Origin of the sequence: Acinetobacter sp. FL, from assembly GCF_040744925.1 — a bacterium.
Lineage (GTDB): Bacteria > Pseudomonadota > Gammaproteobacteria > Pseudomonadales > Moraxellaceae > Acinetobacter > Acinetobacter radioresistens.
Window position 1 is genome coordinate 2736967 of the sequence record NZ_CP160437.1, and the last position, 26088, is coordinate 2763054.

Below are 26088 nucleotides of genomic sequence, written 5' to 3' on the forward strand. Positions count from 1 at the left end.
TTTTATAAAAAAGTGATCGACTGGTTATTTATCCGGCAAAAACCCGGATTTTTTTTATTTCTTAAGTATACAGGGCTCAGCCACACTTAACTGATCCAGTATTTTATCCTGTTCATTTTTTTCCTGCCAACGCAAAGGTCGGCAGTCAATATATTCAATATAACCGCTCTCGCCTTCATAGCTTTCGCCATCCCAATGAGCCTGATAACGAAAGCTTCCGACATAGCCTGCCGCTAAACCAAATTTGAAATCCCCTCGGCTTTGTGCATGCAATTCAAATAATATTTGTCCTTCATGTTCTACGCACCAAGAAAATTCTCTAGGCAAGTACATCTCTTTACCATTAGGTGTAGTCACCTTAGGATAAACACGGTCTACTTTGAATATTACATTTTTATCATGGAGCTTCATATCTCCAGCTATATCACGCACATAAAGATGTGATTGAACAAGTTGATTAAAATTATTACGGATTTGCAGAAGCAGAACTTGTAAGGACGGGCTCAGATTAATGACCTGATAGGTAAAAAAGCACCAGGTAATTACGGGTATATTGGCAGCACGGGCATATTCAAAGCTACCGGTTCCTTCAATCAAATAACGCTGTTCTTGGTAGTAAACTTCGCCTTTACACTGGCAAAGCAAAGACCAGTGCTCGAATAAACCCCATTTTATTTTTATAAATTGAGAAAGAACAGGCAGAGTCACCACATTTAAATCTATAGAAAACTCGGGTGACTGGCGTTTGATTCGTAATACAGGTAATTCACCAGATACTTGATCAATATCTGCAAAGGAAAAATCATCAGAATTAAAAAAGCACTGTTCTTTTACAGAGTAACTTTTAAGTTGCCCCACCATATGTGGACTGGAGCTGACTAAAACTGTTGCAGTATCGAGCGCCTGCTCAAGAATGGCACTTTGATTAAAAAATACGGGTATTCGGGGCTGCCCGATAATACTTATAAAATTAAGATAATGAAGTGGAGCAGGCAGATTGGGTAGAATCAGACCCTGATGGATAATTTTAAAACGGCCTTTAGGCGGATGATAAGCCAAGTTCAGTTTAGAAAATGATTTAGGGTTCAGCTGCTGTGATTGATTCAAGGACGTAATCAATTTAACCATACTGAACCCCCTGATTTGGTTAGGTTATAATACGACTTTGATGTCTTCGGGCCAAAAATGTTGTAATGAAACCTGATAATGCATAAATAATAGAAACAGTCAGTATTCCAACAGGTATATTGTACGTAATTGCTGCAAGAATCAAAACAACAGGAAGCATGACTGCAAAAGGTACACGTTTGCGATCCATCTGTTTAAATGAGTAATACTTGATATTAGAAATCATCAGGATTCCGATAATCAGCATCAGGACAGCATTGGTGGCTTGAATTCCCCGGTCCTGCAGATCAAAAATCGCTGGAAAATCTATTCCTACCCAGATTAATGAAACCACAATGATTGCAGCCAACGGACTTGCAATCCCGATGAAATAACGCTTATCGACTACTCCGATCTGCACATTGAAACGGGCTAACCGGAAGGCGGCACAAGCGGTATAGACAAAACAGCAAGCTAAACCAATACGACCAAGATCATTAAGACTCCAGCTATACATGAGCATTGCAGGCGCTACGCCAAAAGCCAGCAGGTCAGACAATGAGTCAAATTGTTCACCAAAAGCACTTTGTGCACCGATGGCACGTGCTACCCGTCCATCCAGACCATCTAAGAGCGCAGCAATAAAAATCGCATAAATGGCCTGACTATAGACTCCATTCATGCTCGCGACTATTGAATAGAACCCTGCAAGTAAAGCTGCGGTCGTAATTAGGTTCGGCCATAGATAAATTCCACGACGCCTTATTTTCTGCCCTTCATGAGTATGCTCTTCTTCGACCACTTCAAAGGTAATTCCATCAAATGAGTCGTGAGAATTATCATCCCGTTCAGGCTTAGGTATATTTGTCATTCTTATACGTCCTAACTATGACCTTATCCAATTTACGGTAAAATACAGACTATTCACCAACTAGCCAGCGTACTGCCGCATGTCCGCCAATTTCCTGCATGCGCAGATGTGGAAACAACCACTGTAGTGCCTCATCTGCATCTTCAGAAAACTTCCAAGGCGGATTAATGACCAGTAAACCACAACCATTTAAACCGACTGGCGTATCATCCGGCCATACACAGATTTCACAGATGAGCTGCCGGCGGATACCGGTCTTCATCATTTTCTTTTCAAAACGCTCAATCATGGCGCGATCCTTAATCGGATACCACACGGCAAATACGCCCGTCGGCCATTTTTTATAGGCATTCTGTAAAAGCTCTACCAATTGCGGAAAATCTTTACGCTCTAATTCATAAGGCGGATCAATCATGACCAGACCGCGTTTTTCTTTCGGTGGAATAACGGCCAGCAGTCCTTCATAAGCATCACGTTCATGCAGCCCAGCACGTGAATCACGAATATTGTCACGTAACTGCTGAAATACATCCCGTTGCATTTCAAACACTGTGGCTTTATCAATATCACGCATTCCCTGTAATGCAAACCATGGTGAGCCAGGATAAGCCCCTTGACCCTGCTGGCTACGCATACTTTCAACCAGTTTCAGGTATTGCTGTACGCCTTCTGGTGCATTACGCTTGACTGAGTCATCCAGCTTGACCAAACGGTGAATACCTGTCAGAAATTCACCAGACTTTTGTGCAGGTGCAGACGACAGATCATATTGACCCGCGCCGCCATGCGTATCGATATAACGATAAGGCTTGTCTTTACTATTCAGGCGTGTCAACAATTGCAGCAACAGTACATGTTTCATAACATCGGCAAAGTTGCCTGCATGGAAATGGTGACGGTAATTCATTTTTGCATTAATTCCTTAGTTCAATAGGCATTTTAGCATGAAAAAATGTTTCTTTAAGGAACTTCTCTTATTCTAAAATAATCCCTTACTTTTTATCCTTATTTTTTCGAGGTGATATGGAAGACGTTCTTCTACCGCAATCCTGGGCTCTTGACCAAGTGATCAGTGATTTACATCAACATGGTTTTGCAGTTATTGATCGAGCCTATGAGCAAGCTTATTTGCATGATTTAGTAGAAGAATGTACTGAAAATATTAATCGTTTTCGGGAAGCTGCTGTTCAAAACGGAGTGGTTACGCAAATCCGCAGTGACCATATTTTATGGATCAATGAGAATTTGCCTATTGCACAGCAACATATAAACACCTTGCAACAACTGGCTATCACACTTAGCCGGGCATTCTTTACCAGTATTCGTGAAGTTGAAGCTCATTTCGCCTGTTATAATGCTGGCGAGTTTTATACTTTACACCGTGATAATCCCCAACAAAAAAATGATCGGGTTTTTTCTGCTGTTTACTACTTACATGAACAATGGCAGAGTCACTGGGGTGGGCAGTTGCGCTTACAGGATGTGCATCAGGATTGGCATATTATTGAACCCGCACCCAATCGATTGGTGATTTTTCAAAGTGATCTTTTGCATGAAGTCTTAAAGGCGCAACAACAGCGCCTGTCCATTACTGCATGGTTACGTAGTGGACCGGTGTTATGGTAAAGGCCAGGCCGGTCGCTTTAAATCTGTAAAACCAGCCTCATATATAAACTTAATATTTATAAGAGTAATGGCGAATGCTAGAAGATACCAAGCAACTGATAGCCCGCATTGGTGAAACAGATCAATTGTTCTTGTCATCCAGTACGCCTGAACTGGCGCTTGAGCGTGGGCAGTTACGTATGGAACTGGTAAACCGCAGCAATCATCGTCAGGAACAGGTTCATTTCTTACAGGAAGCTATTGTCATTCTTGAACAAGGCCGCCTGGAATATGAAGAAATGCCGTTAAGGGTTTACCTTGACCTCTCGATTCAGCTAGCTAAAGCCTATATGGTTTTCTTTGAATTGAATCGTGAAGCGCATTTTGCTTTAATTGCCCAGCAGATTTTAAAACCATTGGCACATTATGAGCATGGTGAAATTTTTCTGATTTTAGGCTATGCATCTGTTGCTAAAAATGAATTGGCTCTTACCCGGCACTGGCTGAGCAAATATACCAAGACTCAAGAGTTTGATCGGAAAACGTTACGACAACATTTTGCCTTTCAGGCTGTGCGTAATGAGGACTGGTTTATGAAACTGCTTCAGTCGCGTGTTCATTGATTGAAATCAAAGGCTCTTCACAGAAGAGCCTTTTTTCTTATTCAGGATGCTTAGGATTTTTATCGTCTTCAACGTGCAGCATCTGGTTCAGCTTGTCAATAATCACGATCCATTCATCATCCTGATGCCAGTGTTCACGCAGGAAAGAACTCTGCCCCTGTGTCCAGAAATCTGCTTCTGGTAAAATTACATCAGAAGGAAGCTGATGATCTTTTGCAAACTGGTCTATAGAAGCTTCATCTGAAGGTAAGCCTAATTGCTCAAATAATAATTCTAAAGTGGGTTGTTGTTCGAGTACCATAAGTTGACTCCTATTTGTTATTTCATCAATCTATAAACTAACAAATACGCAGAAAATTAGGGCTACAGGCCGATGTATTCTTGTTATCTTTTGTGATAAATCTAAAGGTGACTATAAAAAAAGCGCCTATGACAGGCGCTTTTTATCAACCTAAAAAATAGATTATTTAAGCATGTCAGCAACTGCTGCGCGCTCTTCTTCAAGTTCGTTCAGAGTTACGTTAATGCGCTCACGGCTGAATTCGTCGATTTCAAGACCTTGAACGATTTTGTATTCACCGTTTTCAGTGGTTACAGGGAAACCAAACATTACGCCTTCAGGAATGCCGTAAGATCCGTCAGAAGGAATACCCATTGTTACCCATTTGCCGTTTGTACCAAGTGCCCAGTCGCGCATATGGTCGATAGCAGCATTTGCAGCAGAAGCAGCAGAAGACAGGCCACGTGCTTCGATAATCGCAGCGCCACGTTTACCAACAGTTGGAAGGAATACGTCTTTGTTCCATTCAGCATCGTTGATTTTGTCTTTCAAGCTTTCGCCGTTCACAGTTGCGAAACGATAGTCAGCATACATGGTTGGAGAGTGGTTACCCCAAACAGTCATGTTTTCGATGTCAGAAACTGCAACACCTGCTTTTTGAGCAAGCTGAGTCAAGGCACGGTTGTGGTCAAGACGTAGCATTGCTGTAAAGTTTTTCGCTGGAAGATCTGAGGCAGATTTCATTGCGATGTAAGCATTGGTGTTTGCAGGGTTACCTACAACCAATACTTTAACATCACGACTAGCCACTTCGTTAAGCGCCTGACCTTGACCGATGAAGATTTCACCGTTCACTTTAAGCAGGTCAGCACGTTCCATACCAGGACCACGTGGGCGTGAACCCACAAGAAGTGCGTAGTCAGCATCTTTGAATGCTACTTTAGGATCATCAGTACCGATCATGCCCGCCAACAATGGGAAAGCACAGTCGTCTAGTTCCATCATTACGCCTTTCAGCGCTTGTTGAGCTTTCTCAACAGGAATTTCTAATAATTGAAGAATAACTGGTTGGTCTTTACCCAGCATTTCGCCGCTTGCGATACGGAATAACAGGCTGTAACCAATTTGACCAGCAGCGCCAGTAACGGCAACGCGAACAGGTTGCTTCATGTAATTATCTCCAATTGAGGATCGTCATAATGATTAAATAGCTGTTCTATCTAATCTTAATAAACATAAACGGCAAAGATTGTACTCCAATCGTCTGACAGATGCATGTAAAAGAGAATGGATTTCCCCTAAAGTCTGATAGGAAATATAAATGAAATCCTTTTCATACTTACAGATTATCTTTAAGCATCAAATAATTGTTTAATATGCCCCTTTTACGGTAAAGCTACCTGGACAACTGGAGACGACTTCACTTGAGCACTGTTTATACTGCCCATTAACCCGGTAACATACCTGAACCTCTGTCAAGACAGGTGTGCCTCTTAAACTTTCACAACTAAAGCGTATTCCATTATTTGGCAAAGCAGGGTTCAGTTTTAAAAACTGCTGTTTTAATGAATTATTTTGCATTTGACGACTGACTGAGCCGGTCAGATCGGCAGGTATTTTTAAGCGTTCGGCATAATTAATAATGGTACGGAAATACTGGCTGGCATTCATTGGCAAACACCCTCCTACGCTATGCCATAACTGAGCACGGCTATTTTCACCCGGCATAATACGCGACACAACGTTTGCCTGAATGGGTGACAGATTTGCAGAAGAACTGGTTGTACAGTCTTCTTCTGTTGTTTCAGGCAGCAAACCGGCAATCGTCAATGAATACCCTTCCAGACACTGGCGGGTTTTCTGTCTGGATGAGTCCAGTGCACATACTGCCGGTGTCATTTGCACACGCATCACATACCCCTGCAAAGCTGGTGCAGCAAAGGCCGGAGAACTACACAACCCGATCACAGCAGTTACACATCCGGCAGCTGCAAAAGAAGAGGTTGCCTTTAGACTTATTTTCTTCATTGAAAAACTAGCTATAAATTGCAGTAACACATTAATTCACCGGACCCTTATGGTGTATTCCTGACCGGTATTACTTTCATCCGGTTCTGAATAGATTGTGGTCCTTGCCCCAATAGCACCCCATAATGAGTTGCATTTGCCATGACATTTTTAACGTAGTCACGGGTTTCAAGTAACGGAATGGCTTCCGTATATTGATCAGCAGTCAGACTCTGAAATTCAGGCTGCCAGCGCTTAGCCCTGTTCGGACCGGCATTATAGCCAGCCGTTGCCAATACAGGGTTATTACTGAGCTGATTTTGTATCATGGACAGATAATAAGTACCGTAGCGGATATTGGTATTCATATCAGTCAGGGCAGCCGGGTTATAACTCTCGCCCATTTGCCGGGCGACCAGTCGTGCTGTATCCGGCATGATCTGCATCAATCCGCCAGCTCCAACATGTGAACGTGCAGAAGATACAAAACGGCTTTCCTGACGCATAAGTCCATAAGCCCAAGCAGGATCTACTCCCACATTGCGGCTATGACTCACCACTGTACCCTGATGTGGAGTAGCATAACGGTAACTGTAATTATGCTGTCTCACTGTACGTTCTGCGGCATAGATTGCTCGATCATACCATCCCATATCATGAGCACGTTTCGCCGCAGCGAGTAATAAACCATCATCCTGCTTCAGGTATGCCTGACGTACTGCCCAGTTCCACTCACGGTTAATATAGCTATCTGGTGCATTAATACGGCGCAAGGTAAACGCGCGGTTAAAATGGATATTCTGGTTCAGCCGCTGCATGTCTTGGCTAGAAGGTTGCTGATTACCCGGCACACTGCTGTATTTTTGGCCCAACTGATCCTTTGCTAACAGATTATGATAATCATCGCCTGCCTGGGCCAATTTACTATAGATAGCTCGTGCTGTCTGGCGTGAACCACTGTCATTCCGTTTTTCCACGCTACGGGCCAGCCAGTATTGCCAGCGGTCTTCCTGTTTCTGGGTGACTGTCATACTATCAATAGCACGGATTACACTCTCCCACGCTCCAAAGCGAATCGCCTGTCGCGCATAGATTTCTGCTTCTTCAGGGGTAAATGGATAACCATAGCTGGTATCTAAAGCATTCAGGACTTCCCGATTAAAATTATTCTTCATGACAGTAGTACCGCCAATATAACCCACTGTGCGATACAAATAGCGTTGTACATCGGCAGGCGTACCCTCAGCCGCGCGTTTTACCGAAGATAACGCTGTTTCCAGTTCGTTATTGGCCAAGCGTCCCAAGGCAAAAATCAGATAAGCATGATCGGTTGGAGTCGCTTTGGGTGCAGACCATAAATAATTAAGCGGATTAGCCTGAATCTGGTTCAGCTGGGGCAATGATAAAGGTAGCCCAATAGTTTGTGCAGTTGCCAGCGCATGACCCGACTGTCCTGCCCGTAGTTGTCCCCATAAACGCTGCTGGCGATCTTGAGCAGTCATTAATGGGCTGGCCAGCATCATACGCCCCAAACCGGTACAGGAATCAGGCTGCGATTCAGTAGTAAACCATATATCCTTATACTCGGCGAAGACCAGAGGGTCGCCAGTCTTAGCCCGCACCTGGGCAACCGCACAGCTTTCTGCACGGTCAGGATTGGTCACATAAGCCAAAACTGGCTGGGCATTGGCATAATCAGCCTGTTTTACTTTTTCTTCTACATAGTCAGCGGCAAGTTTTTCGGTCATGGCAGCCTGTGGATACCGCTGGGCAAAGCTAATAATTGCTGAAGGCGACTGAAAACCCAGATTGGTATTTAATTTCCAGTATTCCGGATAATAGCCAAGTACATCATTTTGCATAGCAGCCTGATACTGATCTAACAGCGCAACATTACCCGCATTGGCAGCCCTTAAGGCATCATTAAACTGCTCGTCAGCAGCTTGGCTACAATGTATACCGAATACACTCATCAAGCTTCCAAGCAAGAGGCGCTGAAAACTTTTGTTTTTTAATCCATATTTACTTAATGAATTATTTTTCTTGAGATGCATACCCGCCCTTTTCCAGCTGCAAAACCCAGTTCCGGACCGATAGTTTAATTATTCTTTATGATGACTACTGTTGTGTTATGTAAACTCATGATTCACCTCTCATTAATTCAAAAGTAATTTTGTCTGTAAAATCAACGTAAACTGAACTGAATTTATTTTTAGGGCTTTCGTTAAAAATACTGTTAAAATGTGCGACCTTAAAAATCCCTTTACCGGTCGATTTATGTATATTCAGGCCGGTTATCTGATCATTATCCTTTAGGAGCCTACATGACGGTTCAAACCTTCATTCCAAATGGTGCCAAAGCTGCCTCAGAAAACACTGTTACCCAGCCACAGCACACCCCTGCCGATAATATGCCAGTTAAAAAACTGTATATTGAAACGCAAGGGTGTCAGATGAATGAGTATGACAGTCACCGTATGGCAGACCTTTTAGGCGACTCACATGGCTATATCCTGACCAGCAATCCGGCTGATGCCGATATCCTGCTGATGAACACATGTTCAATCCGTGAAAAAGCACAGGAAAAAGTGTTTAGTGAGCTGGGCCGCTGGCGTAAGCTGAAAGACCAGAATCCTGACTTGGTGATTGGTGTGGGTGGCTGTGTGGCCTCCCAAGAAGGCGATAATATTCAAAAGCGTGCGCCTTATGTCGATATGGTATTTGGCCCGCAAACCCTGCACCGTTTACCGCAAATGCTGGACCAGCATATAGACCAGCTTGAGAAGCCAAAGAAAGAGAAGATCAAGCTGGTTGATATTTCCTTTCCGGATATTGAAAAATTTGACTTTTTGCCCGAACCACGCGTAGAAGGCTATAAAGCTTTTGTTTCAATCATGGAAGGCTGTTCAAAATACTGTTCGTTTTGTGTAGTTCCTTATACCCGTGGTGAAGAAGTTTCACGTCCGCTGGATGATGTACTGGCCGAGATTGCTGGTCTGGCAGAAAAAGGCGTTCGCGAAATCAATCTGCTTGGCCAGAACGTAAATGGCTATCGTGGAGAGACTTTCGAAGGCACTATCTGTACCTTTGCTGACCTGCTGCGTCTGGTGGCCGAAATTCCGGGTATTGGTCGGGTTCGTTATACCACTTCACACCCGTTAGAATTTAATGATGATCTGATTCAGTGTTACCGCGACTTGCCACAAATGGTCTCACACCTACATTTGCCGGTACAAAGTGGTTCAAATGACGTACTTCAGGCAATGAAGCGTAACCATACTATTGATGTTTATATTGAAAAAATAGCCAAGCTTCGCAAAGTCCGTCCCGATATGCACTTATCAAGTGATTTTATTATTGGATTTCCAGGCGAGACTGATCAGAATTTTGAAGAAACTTATCAGTTTATTCAGGAAATGGACTTTGACCACTCTTATAGCTTTATTTATTCCAAACGTCCTGGTACACCAGCCTCAGAGCTGGCAGATGACACACCGGAAGAAGTGAAAAAAGAGCGTTTAGCACGTGTTCAGCAATGGATCAAGCAATCCAGTATTGCAAAAACAAATGCCATGCAAGGAACGATTCAACGTGTTCTGATTGAAAATATTTCAGAAAGGGATCCGAACCTGCTAGTCGGTACGGCCGATAATACCCGTCTGGTTACCTTTATCGGAGACCCGGCCTGGGTGGGACGTTTTGCCGAGATTGAAATTACCGAAATTAAAACTTTAAATTTAGTTTACGGAGAACTCTTGAATCTTGAGCCTGACGTGGCGTAATGTAAGGGGAACGACAAAAATTACTTAAAGGATTTCTCTTGACTGCAGCGATTCGACGTACAGTAAGTTTCCCTGGCATTTCTATGGAACGCCTTAAGAGCATGTTAGGTGCTTATAACGGACATATGAAACAGATTGAACAGCGTCTGGATGTCAAAGTTACCCATCGTGGTGATAGCTTCTTTGTAGATGGTGAAATCGATGCAGTTGAACGGGCAGAAAGCCTGTTACAGCGACTGCATGAAGAAGCCGAGGTTTCGCAGCAGATCAGTGCCGATGTACTGCATATGATGATTCAAGGCAGTCAGACCGAGCGCGAGCTGATGGATGATACCGAGCAGGAACATACCGGCCTCGACAGTGTCTGGTTACAGACCCGAAAAGGCCGGATCAATCCACGCGGTGCCAACCAGAAACGTTATGTGCAGCGCATTTTGCAAAGTGATATCTCTTTTGGTATCGGTCCTGCTGGTACAGGTAAGACCTATCTGGCGGTTGCTGCTGCAGTCGATATGCTGGAACGTAATGAAATCCAGAGAATTCTTTTGGTCCGTCCGGCGGTAGAAGCAGGTGAGAAGCTGGGCTTCCTGCCGGGTGATTTAAGCCAGAAAATTGATCCTTACCTTCGCCCTCTTTATGATGCACTGTATGAAATGCTCGGTTTCGAGAAGGTTGCCAAACTCATCGAACGGCAGGTCATTGAGGTTGCCCCACTTGCTTATATGCGTGGTCGAACCCTGAACCATTCTTTTGTCATTCTGGATGAAGCACAGAACACCACGCCAGAACAGATGAAAATGTTCCTGACCCGTCTGGGTTTTGGTTCGCGTGCAGTAATTACCGGAGACATTACTCAGGTAGATTTACCACGTGGACAGCAATCAGGACTAGCCCATGCTTTGCGGGTACTGGAACCGATTAAGGAAATTCATATTACCCGCTTTCATTCACGTGATGTAGTACGCCACCAGTTGGTACAAAAAATTGTAGAAGCATATGAAGGCTGGGACAGTGAACAGTCCCGGCTGAGTGCTGAAGCACGTGCTGAGCGCAAGGCACGTCAAGAAGCACTTGTAAATGAAAATGATACTGCTGCAGATGCACAGCATCAATCAGAAACACCAGACAACATTTAAGGTTTATTTTGAAACTTAGTCTCTCTTTGCAACAAACGTTTGTAGCGCCTGAACTGGTGCTCAAACGTGCTTATCTTAAAAAAGTGATTGAAACCACTCTTCGTCATCTTGACGTTAAACAGGACTGCGAAATTGGAATTGCCTGTGTTGACCTTGATCAAAGTCAACAGCTGAATCTGGAATACCGCCGGAAAGACAAACCTACCAATGTCTTATCTTTCCCGAGTGAAATTCCGGAAGAAATTTTACCCATGCTGGCAGCCCGGCCTTTGGGTGATCTGGTGATTTGTATTCCGGTCGTATTACAAGAAGCTGCCGAGCAGCAGAAAGTACCCGTAGAGCATTTCACACATATGCTGGTCCATGGCACATTACATTTGTTAGGTTATGACCACGAAATCAGTGATGAAGATGCCGATGAAATGGAAGCACTGGAAATTGAAATTCTGGCCAAGCTTGGCCTGAATAATCCTTATCAGGAAGAATAAATTAAAGTAAGCTATTTTAATAATTACAAACTTGGCAGGAATAATAACTATGAAACTACTCATGCAAATTACTGCCCTGTTGACCAGTACAATGTTTATGCCTGTAGTTTTTGCAGAACAACCTGTTACTGTGCAGAGCAGCTGTCCGCAGTCTGAGTTTCAGTCTAAAGATAAAACATGGAGTGGACATTATTATCTCAGCGGCGTCATGGAAGTTGGCTCTGAATTGCTACTGGAAGAAAATGGTCATTTTAAATGGATGCTGGCAGTCGGTAGCCTGGACCAATATGCAGAAGGTATCTGGTGGAAAACCGGAGAGTGTATCGGTCTCAAACCTGAAGCCAAATTCTTAAAACAGCTTCAGATTTTTCCAAGTTCTCTTTATCTTGCTGATGAAAAACTCAAAGCTGTCTGGGCAGATGGCCGTGAGCAGGGAACTTATTACCGGCCGAAACTGAACTCTAATCCTTAATACGAAACCTTTAATTTATTTTACTTCGAATTCAGCCTCGGCCGGGTCGAATCGCCACGTCCGTACAATGCGTAGTTCAGAAATATCTTTCATACCTGCATCAAATCGCCCAAATGGCGCACCTTTACGTACAGAAGCCTTAGCTGCCTCATCTAGAATGGTATGTCCTGAACTTTCCAATAACCGGATTGCACGTATCCCGCCTTGAGCATTCAGGATGACCATAAGCTGCACTTCTCCTGTTAGGCGCTCAGCCTTAGCCTGCTGCGGATAATAGCGGTTACCATAGAGTTCAACTTTTTCACGGAACTTGTCCAGATAGGCAGCTGCTGCATCCTGCTTGGCCTGTATTCCATCCACCGTTTTGATACGCTGCTGACGGCTGAAATCCTGCTGACGCTGTAAATACTGGGCTTCCAGACTGGCAGCCGTTGCTGCCTTAGCCTGAAACTGGCTCTGTAATTCTTCTAAAGCCTTTTTACGCTGGTTTTGCTCCGCTTCTTTGCGCCAGCTCATGATTGTCATCAGGACTTTGTCTTCAAACTGTATTTGAGGCTGTTGGTGCATCTGCTGTAAAGTCTCCTGCTGCTGCTCACCCGCACTCTGTTGTTGTGAACTGGCCGGTAGCTGGCTTGAGATACGGTGAGCCTCTCGAAAGCGGCCTGAACCCTGCTGGTCTGCCTGTGCCAGATAGTCGGCATCTTTGACCTGCTCAGAACTCGGACGAATGCTGACAGCGATTTCCTTACTGGCAGCAGCCTCTGGATCTGGCATTGCAAAATGCAGAGTTAAAATCGCCGAATGTAAAATGACAGCCAGCAACAGAGCACCCATAAAAATCGGATCCTGCCACCAAGCCAGACCTATCCCACCAGGTAAAATTATTTTTTTCAACATATGACTTTTTACCAGCCAGACTCTTTTGGTTTGAAGTCGGTTTAGAAAGAAGTAGAAAATAACAACAATACAAAGTTATTATTAAACTTATGGACTTGTCACCCCAGTCACCAATCTTCATACTCAACATTAAAAATGACGCGATTAAATTCAGCTAACTGCAGGATTCAAGCTTGAAATTTTCTTACGTCCCGTCAAGATTGCAACTGAACGAAAAAGAACTCTCCATCTGGAATCATTTTTATGCCTAGAACGCTAATTTCCAATATTTCTAAACGTATACGTCAAGTATATCAAAAAGCAGAGGGATTTATTGAAGAAGAGCGTGAGTTTGCCTTGTCTCAAGTTTTTTTGAATGCCACTTTTGAACGTTATGTCACCAATAATGTTAAACTTTTGCAGGATTTGCATGCTGATGTGCATGATGACTGGCTCAGACTGTACGCCACTTTGGAAGTAAAGGGTTTATATACCACCCTGTCTGTTGACTTAAAACTGCTACAGATGGAACTCAATAAAAACACCCAGCTTCTGATTTTTGAGCAGATCAGTGACACGCAGGTGATTGAGGCCAAATTTAAAAATGTATTTATAAAAATCGGATTTAATGCCGCTCTCTTCTTTTACCAGAAAATTTTAAGAAAAGACCCTTTAGGTTCTATCTTGGAGCGTTTTAATATTGTGCAAGTTAAAGATGACCTGTTATATCTGGATTTGAATCAGTGGTTGGGCAAAAGCCGTTCGGTTCTGGAAACACTGGATAAAATCAATGTAAATCAGGGGCTGTTACGTGAAGCAGAACTGGTTCTGGTTGGGAATGTTAATATGCGGGCTATTCTGCATAAGTCTATGCGCGATGCCCAAATGCAGAAAATAGAAGATGATATTGAAGCTACCCATGTGACGCCACTTCAACAAAAATAGACTTTAAAATATCTTATATTTAAGCTGAACTGTGAAAAACCTACATACTGATACAGTTAAGTAGCCTATTTCTATTACTTCTTCATTATTGAAGAGCATAATACTAGATGAAAAATAAGTTATGTTTCTTTGATGCAACCTGTTTCTGTAAAAGGATCCCCACACTTATGGCAACTACCCTGTTTAAAACCCTGACCTTAGCGACTGGTATGACCACGGCGCTGTTATTTTCCGGTTTTTCAAGTCATGCTCTCGCCATGAGTCCCTTTCAAGCCAGTTATCAATTTTCTTATAATGATAAGAATATGGGTACAGCGACCCGGACTTTAAGTAAGAACGGTAACCAGTGGGTGTACACCTTTGCCGCAAAGGCGGGCGCTATTGCATCAGCCACCGAAACCAGCCGTTTTAGCTTTAACAATAACAAGATTATCTCTGACAGCTTTAACCGGACGAGCAAAATTTTAGTACATAATGACAAAATGAGCATCCAGTTTAATCCGGGCACCAAACTTATCAAAACGCAAAAAGATGATAAGTCCCGTTCTTTTGCCTGGCAATCTGGGGTACTCGATGAGCTAAATGCCGAATTACAGATTCGGGAAGATTTAAAAGGCTCAGGTTTAAAGTCAACCTATCCAATTGCTGATGCCAAAGAAGTGGAAAACCGCAAGTTTATTAGGCAAGGTACTGAACAGGTGAAAACCTCTTATGGTACATTCAGCACCATTAAAGTACGAATGCAACATGACAAGGCCGAGCGAAATACAGTTTTCTGGCTGGCCCCAAAACTGGATTACTTACCGGTTAAAGTTACCCATCAAGATGGTAAAACGTCCTATGGCCTGTTATTAACAGGTTATAAAGGACCAACAAATTAAGTAATTTGATCAATTTCAGCTTGCATTTTTGCGGATGCTTTTTAAAATACGCTTTTGCTTGAAAAAGCATCCGCCCCTAGAGGAATTCTCCCGTGCATGCACTAGAACAGAAAATCTTAAGTGAAGGTATCGTTCTATCTGATCAAGTCTTAAAAGTGGACGCGTTCTTAAATCACCAAATTGATCCTGTATTGATGCAGCAGATTGGTAAAGAGTTTGCTGCCCGCTTTAAAGATGCAGGCATCACCAAAATTATCACGATTGAAGCATCTGGTATTGCTCCTGCAGTCATGGCAGGTCTAGAACTGGGTGTTCCTGTAATTTTTGCCCGTAAATATCAGTCATTGACTTTAAAAGATGACTTATACCGTTCTAAAGTTTTTTCATTTACTAAGCAGACTGAAAGTACAATTGCGATTTCAAACAAGCATCTGAACTCAAGTGACCGCGCACTGGTCATTGATGACTTTCTGGCGAATGGCCAAGCGGCTTTAGGTCTGATTGACCTGATTCATCAAGCCAATGCCGAAGTTGTTGGGGTCGGGATTGTAATTGAAAAGTCTTTTCAGCCTGGCCGCGATGTCTTACTTGAAAAAGGATATCGTGTCGAGTCACTAGCCCGTGTACAGTCACTGGCAGATGGCAAAGTAGTTTTTGTTCAGGAATAAGCTTCTTTGACAATAAAAGAGCGCATTAGCGCTCTTTTTTATGGCTGCAGTTTAAGAGCAATCTCTCCAAGCCTTTTACCTTGGGCGAAGCACAAATCTTTTTCTTCCTGAGTCAGCCCTTGGTCATGGCGTGGTCCACTCACATGTGTGGCACCATAAGGCGTGCCCCCAGATTTAGTATTTGAGAGCGCCGGATGGTCATTACTAAGCCCTATAATCATCATACCATGATGGAAAAGTGGAGGCAGCATGCTCAGTAAAGTGCTTTCCTGCCCACCATGCATAGAACCACTCGAGCTAAATACACAGGCAGGTTTGTTATGTAATGCTCCGCTCAGCCATAAACTGGTCGTTTGGTCCCAGAAATATTTCATTTCACTGGCCATATTACCAAAGCGGGTAGGTGAACCAAGAGCCAGACCGCTACAATTAGCCAGCTCATCTAGCGTACAATAGATATCACCTTCTGCAGGAATACTCGGTGCAGCTTCTGTGACTACCGTCGCTAATTGTGGGACCGTACGGATCTTTACATTCATACCAGTGGCTTCGATACCATTTGCAATTAAATGCGCCATATCCCGGGTAGAACCATATTTACTGTAATAAAGAACAAGAATATAAGCTTGCATACACTTTTAGAGTTTAGCTAAAAAGAAAACTATACGGTATTTCTTTAAGTTTTTGCTAAGCTGGAACAACGAATTACATAAAGATCATGAAAAAAATCGAGATTTTATTTTTATGTTGAATTTTTTGAAGAAGCTTCCGTTCTATGACAAAACTTGGTTCAAGTTTATCCTGTTTGTCATTCGCCGTTTTGAAGCAGACCGTTGTCGAGAGCTGGCAGGTTCTTTAACCTACACTACGCTCTTTGCGATTGTGCCCATGCTGACCGTATTTCTGGTCATTATTTCCTCTATTCAGGCCTTGGAACCAGCGCGTCAGCAGTTACAGCAGCTTATTTATAGCAATTTTCTGCCTAAAAGCACGATTGCATTTGACAAAATGCTCAATGCTTTTACCGAGAAGTCTAGCAATCTGACTGTCATCGGGGTGCTGTTCCTCTTTGTTACAACCATCATGATGTTAAGTACCATTGAAACCGCGTTTAACCGGATCTGGCGTGTTAAAGAAACACGCGGAGGTATTGTCGGTTTCATGCGTTATTGGACAATTATCTCTTTAGGGCCCATTGTGCTTGGCAGTGCTTTTGTCATCTCATCTGCGCTGGCTTCTTTAAGTATTTTAAGCAATAACTTTGCCGGCTATGAAATGGATGGCGCGTTTCTCCTGTCGTTGCTTTCGATTGCCTTGACGATTGCTGGTTTCTTTATTATTTACTGGACTATACCCAACCGCAATGTACCTGTGATTGCTGCTGCACTGGCCGGCGTATTCAGTGCAATTGTTTTTGAAATGCTCAAGAACTTGTTTGGCACCATTATGTCCAATTTCACCAGTTATGAAATTGTCTATGGTGCCTTTGCCGCAATTCCTATTTTCCTGTTATGGATTTACCTGTCTTGGAATATTGTACTTTTAGGGGTTGAGGTCAGTTTTGCGATTACTGCGTTTCATTCTCGCTATGGCCAGACACGTCATCCGGTGTTGATGCTGCTGGATGTTCTGGATCTGTTTTATCGAAAACAGAAACTGGGGGAAACGGTTACTGAAAAAGAAGCTATGAATATCTTGGGCCGTGGGGAAATAGGCCGCTGGCCGGCTTATGTGGCTATGCTGGAAGAGCAGAATCTGGTCAAGCGTACAGAAAATAATGATTATGTACTGGTACGTAATCTAAGTCAGGTTGACTTCTGGAGCTTCTATAAAGCACTTCCGTATCCACTGCCACGACGTAATGATGTAGGCAATATTCATCCAGATGATGAATGGATGCAAAAACTTGGTCCCGTACTCATTGAAAGTGATGACTATCTTTCTGCCAAACTTTCTGTTCCTCTTTCAACGATTTTTGAGAGAAAATAAAATTTAAAATTACCTGTCTTCTTAAAAAAGGCCATATGAAATGGCCTTTTTTAACACTTAAAACCATCTATTTACTGAACAAATGTATTCCATGTAAAATCTTGGGAAACACCTTTTAACGTCATGATTAGACGGTCTCCAGATTTTAATGCAGCCACACCAGCCGGTGTACCGGTCATGACGACATCACCCGATTCAAGTGTAAATACCTGACTGATATCTGCAAGCAGATAACCAATATCAAAAATCAGTAATGAAGTGTCACCTTCCTGACGTAATGCCTCATTTACCTGTAAGCTATAATGAATATTTTTCCAGTCTTTTATTTCTTCCAGACTTACCCAGTCTGCCAAGATACAGGAACCATCAAAAGCTTTGGCCCGCTCCCAAGGCTGGCCCTTGCCTTTAAGTTCGGTTTGTAACTCTCGTAAGGTGAGGTCCAAACCTAGAGTTACTGCTCCAACAGCTTTCAAAGCTTCTTGCGGATCAGTTTCATTATGTAATGGCTGGTCTATACGTAAACTGAGCTCACATTCATGGTGACAGTCGCCCCATGCCGGATTCCAGCTAATTCCCTGTTCAAGTCCAACCAAGCTGCTTGGCGGCTTGATAAATAGTACCGGACGGTCAGGTACGGCGTTCCCCAACTCTTTGGCATGATCCGCATAACTGCGGCCTACACAGACAATTTTTGATGGACGCGTAGCCATGCTTTTCCCTTCCTTTTCTATTTCAGTTCAATAAAATTTATTTCTTGAATGTATTTTCAAATACAGCCTGTTGCTGGGCATTTAGAAAAGCCCGTTTCGGTACAATAATGACAGTCCGGTTCTTGAACTCAAGCATATAAGTAAGCTTGCCTATAGCAAAGTGCTGTACTTCTGCATACTGGAAAGTCTGCTTGCGACCATTTGCATAGAGTTCAATATAGTCCTGAAACAGCTCAATCCCCTGCTCACTTTTACCAAACTGATACTTGATAAACTGACGTTTGAACATCATCGGTAAAAACCAGTAACGCATGATGAGTTGTAATATCAGGAAGAATACGCCAAGTGCCACATAATAACGGCCAACGCCAGTAGGTCCTAAATAAATACCCCATATCACAATAGCGATGCTGACAAGAGGCGTGATAAAACGAGTCAGCTGTTTTTTGCCAAATGTCGCCAAAGAGAACCCATCTTGGGATTCTTCCAGATTTAGGCTATAGCGCACAGATACAGCAGGCTGAACTTCAGACATAAGCACATCATCAAAACTTTCAAATTGTTTTAAATTTTACACCAGAATACGTTATTTCCTCATCTTTTTAGTGTCCGAAGTTATAGTAGATAACTACCCTTTTTCCTTAATATTCTTTCACTTTGTCGCATAAAAAATAGATAAACAGGATTGGCATGTTCTATAGCAACAGATATTTTTATCTCATTGTATGGTTTTGGCTATCTGCCAGTACTGTAGTATCAGCCCAAATTATAACCTGGACCGAACAGATACCCAGCAGTCTTTCACCATTTCAAGGTAACATCCAGACGCTTGCAGGCCTCACAGGCGACCGTATTTTTATTTATGCTCACCCTAAACAAAATATTCAACTGCCTACATTTCAAGCCCAGCAGAAAATACAAGGAAAATATTATAGTGGTGCAGTAATTGTTCCAACCTCTAGCCAGAATATTGCCAAACTGCTGACTCACTATCGTAATTATGCCGGTTTATTTCCCACGCTTAAATCTGCGAAGATCCAAGCTCAACAAGGCAATATTACTCAGGTCAAATATCAGATTCATATTCCCACGCCTATTCCGGTACTCAATTTCAAAGAACAGGTATTAATGCAGCATCAATACAGCAATAATAGTATTGCCACCTTAGTAATTGATGCTCCTGTCCCTTACGGTGCGGGAAAAATTGAATGGTTTGATATAGGCAACCAGAGAACTTTAGTTACGATTACCCAATGGGGCGATCTTAACCAGCCTAAAGGTTTTTTATTCAGTAAGATCCTGAATGCCATTCCAGAAGCCAAACTTGGTATTCCAGGTGCTACCAATGCCTTTTTACTAGAAGCCTTGCAACGTCGCTATAAAATATCAACAACCCAAAACCTGAAAGCAGGCACATTACCAGAGTTCCAGCTCAGTACTGCTCAGCGTCAGAAAATTGTCAAGTTAAGCCAGCAGTCTCAAGAACCTGTATCTTTTATTCTTTCGGGCTATCAAGTGCCCTATCAGCAGGGTACAGAAGCTATGCGTTTTAGTACCAGCTATCAGTATCTTGCACAGAACCCGGAGCAACTTAAACCTTGGCTACAGCCACCTAGCTTTAAATCGCTCTTTCCACGTCAGATTAAAAATGTACAGAGCAAGCAGCTTAATCCACAACAACTTGATGCTGATTATCAGGTTTCTGTTGGTTTAGGTGTAATCAGTATTCCTTTCGATTTTAAACTGCGCTTTGACTACCCGAATTCACTACAAAATGTTTTTCATGCGGTGGGTGGGGACTTAAAGTATATACAAGGCGGTATGCAGCTTGATGCATATGGTCAGGGTACTGTATTAAAGCTTACCAGTGCGGTAAAAATTCATGACCAGGCGCCTTTCCTGCTGCGGACCATGCGCAGTTTGCCCTATCATGATATGTTACCTGCCATAGGTGGAAATACGATATTAGCTTTAAAAATTAAACAGCGAGTGAAATAATTATTAAATATTTTATCGTTATTTTAGATACAAAAAAACCGCAACAAATGTGCGGTTTTTTCTATCGTTTATCAAGTTGGTGCGCTCAGAGAGATTCGAACTCCCGACCCCTTAGTTCGTAGCCAAGTGCTCTATCCAGCTGAGCTATGAGCGCGTACTTGATGCTGCGCATTATACGTGTTTTTCAGACTTTTATAAGTCTTTTTTAACAACTTTTATCTGAATGCCTAGTTAGTAAGCGTTTTGGAGAAAATCAGATAACTCTTGATCAAAAATTTTTATAAGCAGTTTTCATATTTCCAAAGTAGCTAAAGGCCAATTTATTAAAGTAGTAATCTATTATTTTCAGGCACAAAAAAACCGCTATAAAGCGGTTTAATGTTCAAGTTGGTGCGCTCAGAGAGATTCGAACTCCCGACCCCTTAGTTCGTAGCCAAGTGCTCTATCCAGCTGAGCTATGAGCGCGTACTTGTGTGCCATTAACGGCAAGTCGTTACAATCAATTACTTCAAATATTTATAGGAATTAAACCGATAAATTGGTGCGCTCAGAGAGATTCGAACTCCCGACCCCTTAGTTCGTAGCCAAGTGCTCTATCCAGCTGAGCTATGAGCGCATTGAGGTAATCGTTGGCGGTGAGAGAGGGATTCGAACCCTCGATACAGTTACCCGTATGCGTCCTTAGCAGGGACGTGGTTTCAGCCACTCACCCATCTCACCGTAACGAGCCGCCATAATACAAACTTAATTCCCAATCATCAAGCCATGACTGAAAAAATTTCTGCCTTTTTTGTTCAATTAAATATTTTTTAAGCAATTTATCGGGTTTTACAGACTTTTCTGATCTTTAAATGCTCACTCTATAATTTTTGAGGTACTTAGTTTCCGATTATTCTCAAGATAAAACACATTATTGCAATCATTTACGTGCAGTCCGGGCCGGCATGACTTATGCTAAAGGTATCTTCTGATGTCAAGCCAAACGAAATTATGAAAAATTGGGTCGATCCTGAAGCTAAAGCAGAAGCTGAACGTTATGACAATCCTATTCCAAGTCGTATTTTGATTCAAAAAACGATTGAACAGTTACAGGCGCCGCAATCCCATGCCGACCTGGTTGAGCATTTTGAAATCCAGGACCAAAAAAGTATTGACGCGCTTAATCACCGCCTGATTGCAATGGTACGTGATGGACAACTGGTCAAGGATGGATTCAAGTTTCAGCTGGTTGCTGACTTGCCTACTTATGAAGCTACAGTGTATATCAATACAAAAGGTATGGGCATCGCACAGATTGATGGCCAGGATAATTTGTATTTACCAGAACGTGAACTGCGTCTGGTCTTTAATGGTGACCGGGTACGGGTACGTCAGACCAGTACTGACCGCAAGGGTAAAGCTTGGGGCTTTATTACTGAAGTAATCCAGCGCCGGGTCAAGCAGATTATTGGGCAGCTGAAAATGTATGAAGGTGAATATTTTATTCAGCCTTCCATGCCAAACCAGCATCAACCGATTACCCTGGAAAAAGAACTGATCGATCACGCCAAAATTAACTTGGGTGATATGGTGCGTGTTGCCATTGATGATTATCCGACTCGGGAAGAGTTTTCTACCGGTCATATTGTGCAATCAATGGCAGATAAAGCCGATACTGAAATTATCATTCCACAAACCATCTTGGAATATGGGCTGCCTTATGAGTTTCCTGAAGAGGTTTTAAAGGAAGCAGCCAGTTTTAAAGAGCCGGATGAACAGGACCGTCAGGGCCGGGTAGATTTACGTGATCTGGCTCTGGTCACAATTGACGGTGAAGATGCACGCGATTTTGATGATGCCGTATACGCAGAAAAACGTCCGGGCGGTGGTTATCGAGTGGTGGTCGCAATCGCTGATGTCAGTCACTATGTACGTTTGGGCACAGCACTGAATGAAGAAGCTGAAGAACGCGGGACCTCTGTGTATTTTCCGCATTTTGTCCTGCCGATGTTGCCAGAAGCGCTCTCTAATGGTCTCTGTTCACTGAATCCGCATCTGGACCGCTTGTGTATGGTCTGTGATTTAAATGTTTCACGTGCCGGCCGTGTTACCCAGTATGAATTTTATCCGGCAGTCATGCACTCTAAAGCGCGTCTGACCTATACCCAGGTTGCTGCCTATCTGGACGGTGACAGCCAAGCTGTCCCTGAAGATCGTACTGTTCGCAAATCACTTAATACCCTGTTCCAACTTTATCAGGTCCTGAAAGAATTACGTGCAAAACGTCATGCGATGGAATTTGAAACTGTCGAAACATATATGACATTTGACGAGCTGGGCGGTATTAAGGAAATTTTGCCACGTAGCCGTAATGAAGCACATAAACTGATTGAAGAATGTATGCTGCTGGCTAACGTTGCAGCTGCTGAATATTCATTGAAAAATGAAATTCCAATGTTATATCGAGTCCATGATGCACCAGAATTTTCACGTACCCAGAAAGTACGGGATTATGTGAAACTCCTGGGGTTAAATTTCCCGGAGCAGCCAACTCAGGCCGATTATCAGGCCGTCATTGAAGCAACAAAAGACCGGATTGATGCACCAAGTATTCATGCCGTATTATTACGTTCTATGATGCAGGCTTATTATGGACCAGAAAATATCGGTCATTACGGTCTGGCTTATGAAGCTTATACTCATTTTACCTCGCCAATCCGCCGCTATCCGGACTTACTGTTACACCGCGCAATTAAAGCACATTTGAAACATAAACAATTTGCCCTGTCAGGCAACCAGCTGGCTGAGGCAGGTGAGCATTATTCTCAGACAGAACGCCGTGCTGATGAAGCCTCCCGTAGTGTAACAATGTGGCTAAAATGCCATTATATGCAGCAGCATCTAGGTGAAGAATTCGATGGTATAATCAGTGCTGTAACTGAATTCGGGCTGTTCGTTACCCTGAAAGATCTGTACGTTGATGGCATGCTGCATGTCAGCCAGCTTGGAGATGACTTTTTTGTCTATGACCAGCCGAGTCAGAGTCTGATTGGCCAGTCTCGTGGCCAGGTTTTTGGCTTGGGAGATGAAGTCAGAATTAAGGTTGCAGGTGTTCAGCTTGAAGAACGGAAAATTGACTTTGAGCTGGTTCGGCAACTTACTCATGCTGGACGAGCAGTGCGTAGCCGTGCCCCTCGCGTTGCACAGGTGCGGGAAGAAAATCACGGCGCACGCAACAAGGATGACTCTGGTGAGCAACCTGTCCGTAAAAAACGCAATAAAAGCAGTAAACCTAGCTCTTATACCAAGAAGTCAGGAAAAAAATCTGCTGAAAAGGCTTCTGTAAGCAAAGAAGCTCCCAAGAAAAAATCAAAGGATAAGAAGCGCAGGTCCAATGCCAAATCACGGCAGGATTAAATCTTCTTTATTTTGGTGAATGGCAAGAGCTAATCTCTTGCCTTTTCATTTTTAGCCTTATTAAAAATTTTATTACAATCATGTTTTTTAAAGGCAAGTTTAATGCTCAGCCACAAGATTCCCACGCTTATTTTCCTGCCAACTCTTGATTTCCCTTTATACAAGTCTTACATCTAGTAGCAAGTATTTTGAAAATCAGGCGTATAACGATGACTTTGGAAAAAGCAACTTTACCTTTGCCACAATTTGACCAGATCAAACTTGAGCATTTAAAGCGGCAGATTGAACAGCAGATTGAATATGGTCAGGCTTTTTTAAAGCAGTTACAGCAAGTCCCAGAAAATCACCAGCAACAGCTTCACATACTGGAACAGGTAGATACGCTTGAGAATAATATGAGCGAGTCTTGGGGCATACTCTCGCATTTAAATGCCGTGATGAATAATAGCGAAACACGCGAGATTTTTCAGGCCTTACTTCCTGCCTTAAGTGAATATTATACTGAACTTGGTCAGCATAGTGTCTTGTATCAGACTTATCAGGCTCTACATGACGGCCCTGACTTCTCCCTGTTGCCAGAAGCTCAGCAAAGTGCCATTCGACTGGCATTACGTGACTTTAAACTTTCAGGTGTTGCTCTAGAAGGTGAAGAAAAGAAACGCTATGCAGAGATTTCTGCACGTTTATCACAACTCTCTTCAGATTTTTCCAATCACGTGCTAGATGCTACGCAGGCCTATTTTAAACCGCTTGAACAGGAGCAGCTCAGGGGCTTACCACAAAGCAGTATCGAGCTGCTAAAACAGTATGGACAGCAGCGTGAACTGGAACAGCCTGTGGCAACACTGGACCTGCCTGCATATCTGGCAATTATGACTTATGCCGATGACCGCGAGTTACGTGAAGAACTATATAAGGCCTATACTACACGCGCTTCAGAGCAGTCTGACCATCCTGAATATGATAATAGCCAGATTATGGAAGAAATTCTGAGTCTGCGTCAGGAAATGGCAAAACTGCTAGGTTTTAACAACTATGCTGAGTACTCCTTGGCTAGCAAGATGGCACCCGATGTAGACAGTGTGCATAAATTTCTGGTTGAACTGGCTGAACATGCCCGTAAGCCCGCTCTGAAAGAAATTGCTGAACTTAAAGCAATAGCCGGCTCAGATGGGGTGAATGAGCTTAAACCTTGGGATACAGCCTACTACTCAGAAAAACTTAAACAACAACAGTTCAATCTGTCTCAGGAAGATCTAAAGCCTTACTTTCCTGCTCCTAAAGTCATTCGTGGTTTATTCCAGATCGTAGAACGTTTATATGGTATCCAGATTGTAGAGCGGGAAGCAGCCACATGGCATCCCGATATACATTATTTTGAGCTTGAAGACCAAGGCGAAGTTCTGGGCGGTTTCTATTTTGATTTGTATGCCCGTAGCGGTAAACGCGGCGGAGCCTGGATGAGCGGATTCCGTTCACGCATGCAGCAATCCGAACACCTGCAAAAGCCTGTATGTTACATGGTCTGTAACTTTACTCCCCCAGTCGGAACACAACCTGCCCTGCTCACTCATGATGAAGTCAATACGCTATTCCATGAATTTGGTCATGGCCTGCACCACATGCTCACCGAAGTCGACAATATTTCAGTAGCAGGTACACATGGTGTGGAATGGGATGCAGTCGAGCTACCTAGTCAGTTTATGGAATTCTGGACTTGGGATCAGCAGAGCCTGAACCTGTTAAGTGAACATATTGAAACTAAAGATGCCTTACCAGAGCAGTTATTACAGGCACTGCTGGCAGCACGTTTTTTCCAGTCTGGCATGCAGACTTTACGTCAGGTCGAGTTTGCACTATTTGACCTTACTATTCATAAAATGACGTCAGCATTAAATAGCTCACAGATTCAGCAGGTTCTGGATGATATTCGCGAACAATATGCAGTAGTGCCAGCTGTACCCTATAATCGCTTCCAGCACAGTTTTAGTCATATCTTTGCCGGCGGTTATGCTGCTGGTTATTATTCTTACAAGTGGGCTGAAGTACTGGCAAGTGATGCATTTGACCGCTTTGAAAATGAAGGTATTTTCAATACTGAAACCGGCAAGGCTTTCCGTTCAGCCATACTGGCCGCAGGTGGTAAAGATAAGGCACTAGATGCTTTTGTCAATTTCCGTGGTCGTGAACCTAAAATTGACGCGCTATTACGTCATCAAGGTTGGACGGATCACCCTAAAACCGCTTAAACTAG

Annotated in this window: 24 protein-coding genes and 4 tRNA genes; 13 read left to right on the forward strand and 15 right to left on the reverse strand. The window is 43.1% G+C overall.

Features of this window, described 5'->3' with window-relative positions:
- Positions 1–54: 54 nt before the first annotated feature.
- Genes ABZP31_RS12790 through ABZP31_RS12800 form a run of 3 tightly spaced genes read right to left on the reverse strand, consistent with a single transcriptional unit; the run spans position 55 to position 2885 of the window.
- Positions 55–1128: a DUF6670 family protein gene (locus ABZP31_RS12790; protein WP_111282372.1), complete on the reverse strand. Its 1074-nt coding sequence runs from the start codon at positions 1126–1128 to the stop codon at positions 55–57.
- A 19-nt stretch (positions 1129–1147) separates the two neighbouring features.
- The gene (gene pssA / locus ABZP31_RS12795; RefSeq protein WP_005024502.1) at positions 1148–1978 is read right to left on the reverse strand and encodes a CDP-diacylglycerol--serine O-phosphatidyltransferase; all 831 of its coding nucleotides are present in this window, start codon (positions 1976–1978) and stop codon (positions 1148–1150) included.
- A 49-nt stretch (positions 1979–2027) separates the two neighbouring features.
- Complete coding sequence (locus ABZP31_RS12800) at positions 2028–2885, reverse strand: 23S rRNA (adenine(2030)-N(6))-methyltransferase RlmJ (protein ID WP_005407192.1); 858 nt, start codon at positions 2883–2885, stop codon at positions 2028–2030.
- A gap of 116 nt (positions 2886–3001) precedes the next feature.
- Between ABZP31_RS12800 and ABZP31_RS12805 the strand changes: the two genes are divergently transcribed.
- Both ABZP31_RS12805 and ABZP31_RS12810 read left to right on the forward strand, forming a co-directional pair.
- A complete protein-coding gene (locus tag ABZP31_RS12805; RefSeq protein ID WP_248133709.1) occupies positions 3002–3604 on the forward strand; it encodes a 2OG-Fe(II) oxygenase in 603 nt (200 codons plus the stop codon).
- 74 nt (positions 3605–3678) lie between these two features.
- On the forward strand, positions 3679–4206 hold the full coding sequence (locus ABZP31_RS12810) for a hypothetical protein (protein ID WP_138000882.1): 528 nt from the start codon (positions 3679–3681) through the stop codon (positions 4204–4206).
- Positions 4207–4243: 37 nt separating this feature from the next.
- Here the strand turns inward: ABZP31_RS12810 and ABZP31_RS12815 are convergent, their stop codons facing one another.
- The 4 genes from ABZP31_RS12815 to ABZP31_RS12830 all read right to left on the reverse strand — a co-directional run bounded on the left by ABZP31_RS12815 (position 4244) and on the right by ABZP31_RS12830 (position 8547).
- The gene (locus tag ABZP31_RS12815; RefSeq protein WP_005018415.1) at positions 4244–4507 is read right to left on the reverse strand and encodes a DUF2789 family protein; all 264 of its coding nucleotides are present in this window, start codon (positions 4505–4507) and stop codon (positions 4244–4246) included.
- 162 nt (positions 4508–4669) lie between these two features.
- Positions 4670–5656 carry a malate dehydrogenase gene (locus tag ABZP31_RS12820; protein ID WP_005018414.1) on the reverse strand — a complete coding sequence of 329 codons (987 nt, stop codon included), beginning with the start codon at positions 5654–5656 and terminating at the stop codon, positions 4670–4672.
- A gap of 201 nt (positions 5657–5857) precedes the next feature.
- Positions 5858–6514 (reverse strand): hypothetical protein, encoded by a 657-nt coding sequence (locus tag ABZP31_RS12825; RefSeq protein WP_005024492.1) that lies wholly within the window; start codon positions 6512–6514, stop codon positions 5858–5860.
- Positions 6515–6561: 47 nt separating this feature from the next.
- A complete protein-coding gene (locus ABZP31_RS12830; protein ID WP_005024490.1) occupies positions 6562–8547 on the reverse strand; it encodes a lytic transglycosylase domain-containing protein in 1986 nt (661 codons plus the stop codon).
- A 270-nt stretch (positions 8548–8817) separates the two neighbouring features.
- Here ABZP31_RS12830 and miaB point away from each other — a divergent pair, with 270 nt between their 5' ends.
- The 4 genes from miaB to ABZP31_RS12850 all read left to right on the forward strand — a co-directional run bounded on the left by miaB (position 8818) and on the right by ABZP31_RS12850 (position 12371).
- A complete protein-coding gene (gene miaB, locus ABZP31_RS12835; RefSeq protein WP_005018411.1) occupies positions 8818–10275 on the forward strand; it encodes a tRNA (N6-isopentenyl adenosine(37)-C2)-methylthiotransferase MiaB in 1458 nt (485 codons plus the stop codon).
- Between the two features lie 38 nt (positions 10276–10313).
- The gene (locus ABZP31_RS12840; RefSeq protein WP_005018410.1) at positions 10314–11411 is read left to right on the forward strand and encodes a PhoH family protein; all 1098 of its coding nucleotides are present in this window, start codon (positions 10314–10316) and stop codon (positions 11409–11411) included.
- A gap of 8 nt (positions 11412–11419) precedes the next feature.
- Positions 11420–11899, forward strand: coding sequence for an rRNA maturation RNase YbeY (ybeY, locus tag ABZP31_RS12845; protein ID WP_005018409.1), 480 nt, complete (start codon positions 11420–11422; stop codon positions 11897–11899).
- A gap of 91 nt (positions 11900–11990) precedes the next feature.
- A complete protein-coding gene (locus ABZP31_RS12850) occupies positions 11991–12371 on the forward strand; it encodes a hypothetical protein (protein WP_227548706.1) in 381 nt (126 codons plus the stop codon).
- A gap of 15 nt (positions 12372–12386) precedes the next feature.
- Here ABZP31_RS12850 and ABZP31_RS12855 read toward each other — a convergent pair whose 3' ends face one another.
- Complete coding sequence (locus ABZP31_RS12855) at positions 12387–13268, reverse strand: energy transducer TonB (RefSeq protein ID WP_010699894.1); 882 nt, start codon at positions 13266–13268, stop codon at positions 12387–12389.
- 243 nt (positions 13269–13511) lie between these two features.
- Between ABZP31_RS12855 and ABZP31_RS12860 the strand changes: the two genes are divergently transcribed.
- The 3 genes from ABZP31_RS12860 (at position 13512) to ABZP31_RS12870 (ending at position 15741) form a co-directional block, all read left to right on the forward strand.
- Positions 13512–14192 carry a hypothetical protein gene (locus tag ABZP31_RS12860; protein WP_005024481.1) on the forward strand — a complete coding sequence of 227 codons (681 nt, stop codon included), beginning with the start codon at positions 13512–13514 and terminating at the stop codon, positions 14190–14192.
- Between the two features lie 167 nt (positions 14193–14359).
- Positions 14360–15073, forward strand: coding sequence for a DUF3108 domain-containing protein (locus ABZP31_RS12865; RefSeq protein ID WP_248133715.1), 714 nt, complete (start codon positions 14360–14362; stop codon positions 15071–15073).
- A 92-nt stretch (positions 15074–15165) separates the two neighbouring features.
- The gene (locus tag ABZP31_RS12870) at positions 15166–15741 is read left to right on the forward strand and encodes a xanthine phosphoribosyltransferase (protein WP_005407147.1); all 576 of its coding nucleotides are present in this window, start codon (positions 15166–15168) and stop codon (positions 15739–15741) included.
- Between the two features lie 38 nt (positions 15742–15779).
- Here the strand turns inward: ABZP31_RS12870 and wrbA are convergent, their stop codons facing one another.
- Positions 15780–16373 carry an NAD(P)H:quinone oxidoreductase gene (wrbA, locus tag ABZP31_RS12875; RefSeq protein WP_005018403.1) on the reverse strand — a complete coding sequence of 198 codons (594 nt, stop codon included), beginning with the start codon at positions 16371–16373 and terminating at the stop codon, positions 15780–15782.
- A gap of 112 nt (positions 16374–16485) precedes the next feature.
- Here wrbA and ABZP31_RS12880 point away from each other — a divergent pair, with 112 nt between their 5' ends.
- Positions 16486–17730, forward strand: coding sequence for a YhjD/YihY/BrkB family envelope integrity protein (locus ABZP31_RS12880; RefSeq protein ID WP_005024473.1), 1245 nt, complete (start codon positions 16486–16488; stop codon positions 17728–17730).
- Positions 17731–17801: 71 nt separating this feature from the next.
- Here ABZP31_RS12880 and ABZP31_RS12885 read toward each other — a convergent pair whose 3' ends face one another.
- Positions 17802–18440 (reverse strand): fumarylacetoacetate hydrolase family protein, encoded by a 639-nt coding sequence (locus ABZP31_RS12885; RefSeq protein ID WP_248133716.1) that lies wholly within the window; start codon positions 18438–18440, stop codon positions 17802–17804.
- 37 nt (positions 18441–18477) lie between these two features.
- The gene (locus tag ABZP31_RS12890) at positions 18478–18975 is read right to left on the reverse strand and encodes a YcxB family protein (protein ID WP_034682819.1); all 498 of its coding nucleotides are present in this window, start codon (positions 18973–18975) and stop codon (positions 18478–18480) included.
- Positions 18976–19130: 155 nt separating this feature from the next.
- Between ABZP31_RS12890 and ABZP31_RS12895 the strand changes: the two genes are divergently transcribed.
- Positions 19131–20438 (forward strand): SRPBCC family protein, encoded by a 1308-nt coding sequence (locus tag ABZP31_RS12895; RefSeq protein WP_248133717.1) that lies wholly within the window; start codon positions 19131–19133, stop codon positions 20436–20438.
- A gap of 77 nt (positions 20439–20515) precedes the next feature.
- Here ABZP31_RS12895 and ABZP31_RS12900 read toward each other — a convergent pair.
- The 4 genes from ABZP31_RS12900 to ABZP31_RS12915 all read right to left on the reverse strand — a co-directional run bounded on the left by ABZP31_RS12900 (position 20516) and on the right by ABZP31_RS12915 (position 21158).
- Positions 20516–20592: transfer RNA gene (locus ABZP31_RS12900), tRNA-Arg, on the reverse strand.
- A 234-nt stretch (positions 20593–20826) separates the two neighbouring features.
- A tRNA-Arg gene (locus ABZP31_RS12905) sits at positions 20827–20903 on the reverse strand.
- Positions 20904–20977: 74 nt separating this feature from the next.
- Positions 20978–21054 (reverse strand) — tRNA-Arg (locus tag ABZP31_RS12910).
- Positions 21055–21068: 14 nt separating this feature from the next.
- Positions 21069–21158: transfer RNA gene (locus ABZP31_RS12915), tRNA-Ser, on the reverse strand.
- 267 nt (positions 21159–21425) lie between these two features.
- On the opposite strand from ABZP31_RS12915, the gene rnr reads away from it, so the two are divergent.
- Together rnr and ABZP31_RS12925 are read left to right on the forward strand one after the other, a co-directional pair.
- Positions 21426–23834 (forward strand): ribonuclease R, encoded by a 2409-nt coding sequence (rnr, locus tag ABZP31_RS12920; RefSeq protein WP_174498813.1) that lies wholly within the window; start codon positions 21426–21428, stop codon positions 23832–23834.
- Positions 23835–24028: 194 nt separating this feature from the next.
- A complete protein-coding gene (locus tag ABZP31_RS12925) occupies positions 24029–26083 on the forward strand; it encodes a M3 family metallopeptidase (protein ID WP_248133788.1) in 2055 nt (684 codons plus the stop codon).
- Positions 26084–26088: the final 5 nt, after the last annotated feature.